Source organism: Saccharothrix hoggarensis, from assembly GCF_042678885.1.
Taxonomy (GTDB): domain Bacteria; phylum Actinomycetota; class Actinomycetes; order Mycobacteriales; family Pseudonocardiaceae; genus Actinosynnema; species Actinosynnema hoggarensis.
Genome location: NZ_JBHTLK010000381.1, coordinates 1 through 3,676 on the forward strand (window position 1 = coordinate 1; position 3,676 = coordinate 3,676).

4 protein-coding genes and 1 pseudogene are annotated in these 3,676 nt (G+C 72.6%); all 5 read right to left on the reverse strand.

The window, feature by feature from the left end; translation table 11 throughout:
- Positions 1-724, reverse strand: a 724-nt coding sequence (proB, locus tag ACFQ3T_RS35100; protein WP_380730205.1) for a glutamate 5-kinase, incomplete at its 3' end; no start/stop codon positions are given.
- A 14-nt stretch (positions 725-738) separates the two neighbouring features.
- Positions 739-2,196, reverse strand: coding sequence for a GTPase ObgE (gene obgE / locus ACFQ3T_RS35105; protein WP_380730202.1), 1,458 nt, complete (start codon positions 2,194-2,196; stop codon positions 739-741).
- Between the two features lie 95 nt (positions 2,197-2,291).
- Positions 2,292-2,555 (reverse strand): 50S ribosomal protein L27, encoded by a 264-nt coding sequence (rpmA, locus tag ACFQ3T_RS35110; protein WP_360452964.1) that lies wholly within the window; start codon positions 2,553-2,555, stop codon positions 2,292-2,294.
- Positions 2,556-2,569: 14 nt separating this feature from the next.
- On the reverse strand, positions 2,570-2,884 hold the full coding sequence (rplU, locus tag ACFQ3T_RS35115) for a 50S ribosomal protein L21 (protein WP_053722830.1): 315 nt from the start codon (positions 2,882-2,884) through the stop codon (positions 2,570-2,572).
- Positions 2,885-3,285: 401 nt separating this feature from the next.
- A pseudogene (locus ACFQ3T_RS35120) lies at positions 3,286-3,676 on the reverse strand (ribonuclease E/G); the annotation flags it as partial.

Consider the following 3,676-nt stretch of genomic DNA (forward strand, 5'->3'; position numbering starts at 1 on the left):
CCGCCAGCAGCACCGGGATGCCCGCGGAGGCCGCCAACCGGGCCGCCGCGTCATTCGACGCCATGCCGCCCGTGCCCAACCCGGACGCGCCGACCGAACCCGCCCGCACACCGTCCACATCGGACGCGCCGGCCACCTCGGTGATGCGCTGGGCGCCCGGCCGGCGCGGGTCGCCGTCGTACAGCGCGTCCACGTCGGAGAGCAGGAACAACGCGTCCGCCCCCACCAGGTGCGCCACCAGGGCCGCCAGCCGGTCGTTGTCGCCGAACCGGATCTCCTCGGTGGCGACGGTGTCGTTCTCGTTCACCACGGGCACCGCGCCCAGCGCCAGCAGCCGGGAGAACGTGCGCTGCGCGTTCCGGTAGTGCGAGCGCCGCACCACGTCGTCCGCCGTCAGCAGCACCTGCCCGACCGTCAGCGAGAACCGCCCGAACGAGTTCGCGTACGCGTGCGCCAACGCCAGCTGCCCGACGCTCGCCGCCGCCTGCTGGGTAGCCAGGTCACGGGGCCGCCGGGTGACGCCGAGCGGGGCGAGGCCCGCGGCGATCGCGCCGGACGACACCAGCACCACCTGGCTGCCCGCCGCGCACCGCGCCGCGACCGCGTCCACCAGCGCGTCCAGCCGTGACGGGTCGAGCCCGCCCTCGGCGGTGGTCAGCGACGAGGACCCGACCTTCACCACGACCCTGGACGCCGCGGACACCGCCTGCCGGGCCTGCGACACCGCCACCGAACCGATCACTCGTCGTCGTCCTCTTCGAACTCGTCGTACGTGCCGGGGATGCGGCGGGCCTTCTTCGCCGCCAACCGCTCCGACGCGCCGACCCGGTTGCTCGCCTCCAGCCGCGCGTCCGTGCCGCGACCGCTCATGGTCATCGCGATGCCCGACGGCGTGGTCGGCTCCCAGTCGAACACCAGGTCGCCGATGGTGACCTGGCAGCCCGGCTGGGCGCCCTTCTTGACCAGCGCCTCCTCGACTCCGAGGCGGGCCAGCCGGTCGGCGAGGTAGCCGACGGCCTCGTCGTTGTTGAAGTCGGTCTGCCGGATCCACCGCTCGGGGCGCTCGCCGCGGACGATGAAGCCGCCCTCGGTCTCCGGGTCCTCGACCACGGTGAAGCCCTGGTCGTCCACGGCCTTGGGCCGCAGCACGACCCGCGTCGACTCCTGCTTCGGCCGCGACGCCCGGTACTCCTCGACCACGCGCGCCAGCGCGAACGTCAGCTCGCGCAGGCCCTCGCGGCTCGCCGTGGACACCTCGAACACCGGCAGGCCGCGGGCCTCGATGTCGGGGCGCACGATCTCCGCCAGGTCCCGCGCCTCCGGGATGTCGATCTTGTTGAGCACCACGACGCGCGGGCGTTCGGCCAGGTCGTCGGCCAGGGAGGGGGTGTACTTCGCCAGCTCCTCCTCCAGCGCGTCGATGTCCGACACCGGGTCGCGGCCCGCCTCGTACGTCGCGCAGTCCACGACGTGCACCAGCACCGCGCAGCGCTCGATGTGCCGCAGGAAGTCGAGGCCGAGGCCCTTGCCCTCGGACGCGCCGGGGATCAGGCCGGGCACGTCCGCCATCGTGAAGATGGTGTCGCCGCCGGTGATCACGCCCAGGTTCGGCACCAGCGTCGTGAACGGGTAGTCGGCGATCTTCGGCTTGGCCGCGGACAGCACCGAGATCAGCGACGACTTGCCCGCCGACGGGAACCCGAGCAGGCCGACGTCCGCGACGGACTTCAGCTCCAGCACGAGGTCCTGGGCCTCGCCGGGTTCACCCAGGAGGGCGAAACCGGGGGCCTTGCGGGCCTTGGACGCCAGCGAGGCGTTGCCGAGGCCGCCGCGGCCGCCCTGGGCCGCGATCAGCCGGGTGCCCTCGCCGACGAGGTCCGCGACGACCTCGCCGTCGGGCGTGAGGACGACGGTGCCGTCCGGCACGCGCAGTTCGAGGTCCGCCCCGTTCGCGCCGTCGCGGTTGCCGCCCTGGCCGCCCTTGCCGTTGCCGGCGGCGGCGTTCGGGCGGAAGTGGAAGTCGAGCAGCGTGTGCACCTGCGAGTCGACGACCAGCACGACGTCGCCGCCCTTGCCGCCGTTGCCGCCATCGGGGCCACCCAGCGGCTTGAACTTCTCGCGATGCACCGAGGCGACCCCGTTGCCCCCGTCACCTGCGGCGACGTGGATGACCACCCGGTCGACGAAGCGGGACACGGGGTTTTCCTTTCCTAAGAAGCAACGAGGGGCGGGAGCCGGAATGCACCGGTCCCGCCCCTCGTCGGAGGTCGTTCCGTCTACGCCCGAGGCGCTTAAGCAGCAGCCTCGACCGGGACGATGTTCACGGTCTTGCGACCGCGCTTGGAGCCGAACTCGACCGCGCCGGGCGCCAACGCGAAGAGCGTGTCGTCCTTGCCGCGACCGACGTTGACGCCGGGGTGGAACTTGGTGCCGCGCTGGCGGATCAGGATCTCGCCGGCCTTGACGACCTGACCGCCGAACCGCTTGACCCCGAGGTACTGGGGGTTCGAGTCACGGCCGTTGCGGGAGCTGGATGCACCCTTCTTGTGTGCCATGGCTAGTCAGATCCTCACTTACCGGTGATGCCGGTGACCTCGACGCGAGTCAGCTTCTGGCGGTGACCCTGGCGCTTGTGGTAGCCGGTCTTGTTCTTGAACTTGTGGATGCGGATCTTGGGGCCCTTGGTCTGCTCGACGACCTTGCCGGTCACCGAGAACTTCGCCAGGGCGTCCGCCGCGGAGGTGACGTCATCGCCGTCCACAACGAGGAGCGGCGCCGCGAAGGTGATCTCGGTGTCCGGCTCGCCTTCGAGCTTCTCGACCTCGATGACGTCGCCGACAGCCACCTTGTACTGCTTGCCGCCGGTCTTGACGATCGCGTACATCGGGACGGAAGTCTCCTGCTACTCGACGGGACGGGATCGCACGTGCCTCGACACCACTGACAACGAGTGGGCTGGGCTTCACGCGACAGGGCCCACCGGATGGCGGGCCGCGTATCAGGTTACGTGGCGGGTGCCGGCGGGGTCAAACCGGGGTCGGTGTAGCGGGATCGCCCTGGTCACGCCGGGTGCCGACGTCCAGCATAGAACACCCGGCGAGGTGGCCGCGCCGTCATCGGCGATGCCCGTGAAAGCCCTGTGCGGGCCATTGCCGGCCACGAACGACCGGGGCCGGGCCTTCGCGGGGACGTGATCGGTCGCGAGGGCTGTGGCGGCGCTCAGGGCCGGGAACGGCGAACCGCCGCCCAGCTCGGCTGGACGGCGGTTCGTCGTGCGGTGGCGCCTCAGTTCTCCGTCACGCCCAGGGGCGGGCCGGCGGGCCTGGAGGCCGCGCGACGGGCCGTGCGGCGACGCGTGGTCACCGCCGGGGTCGCGGGCTCCGGGGCGTGCCGGCCGTTGAGCGGCTGCTCGGCCGCGGGCTCCTGCTGGGGAGCCTGGGCGGCCGGGGCGGTCGGCTCGGGCTGGGTCGGCTCCGGCTGGGTCGGCTCGACGCGGACGGGCTCCACGCGGACCGGCTCGGACTGCGTGATGGGCTCGGCCTGGGGGCGGACGGCCGCTCGGGACGCCCTCCTGGTCCTGGTCTTGACCGGCGTGACGACGACCACGGGCTCCTCCGTCGCCGCGGGGGCGGCGGCAGCGGGCTCGGGGGCCGTGGTCGCCGGGGCGGGCTCGGAG

Bases quoted from the DNA above. Each gene is read 5' to 3' on its own strand.
- rpmA (WP_360452964.1), bottom strand. From the start codon at position 2,555: ATGGCACACAAGAAGGGTGCATCCAGCTCCCGCAACGGCCGTGACTCG.
- rplU (WP_053722830.1), bottom strand. From the start codon at position 2,884: ATGTACGCGATCGTCAAGACCGGCGGCAAGCAGTACAAGGTGGCTGTC.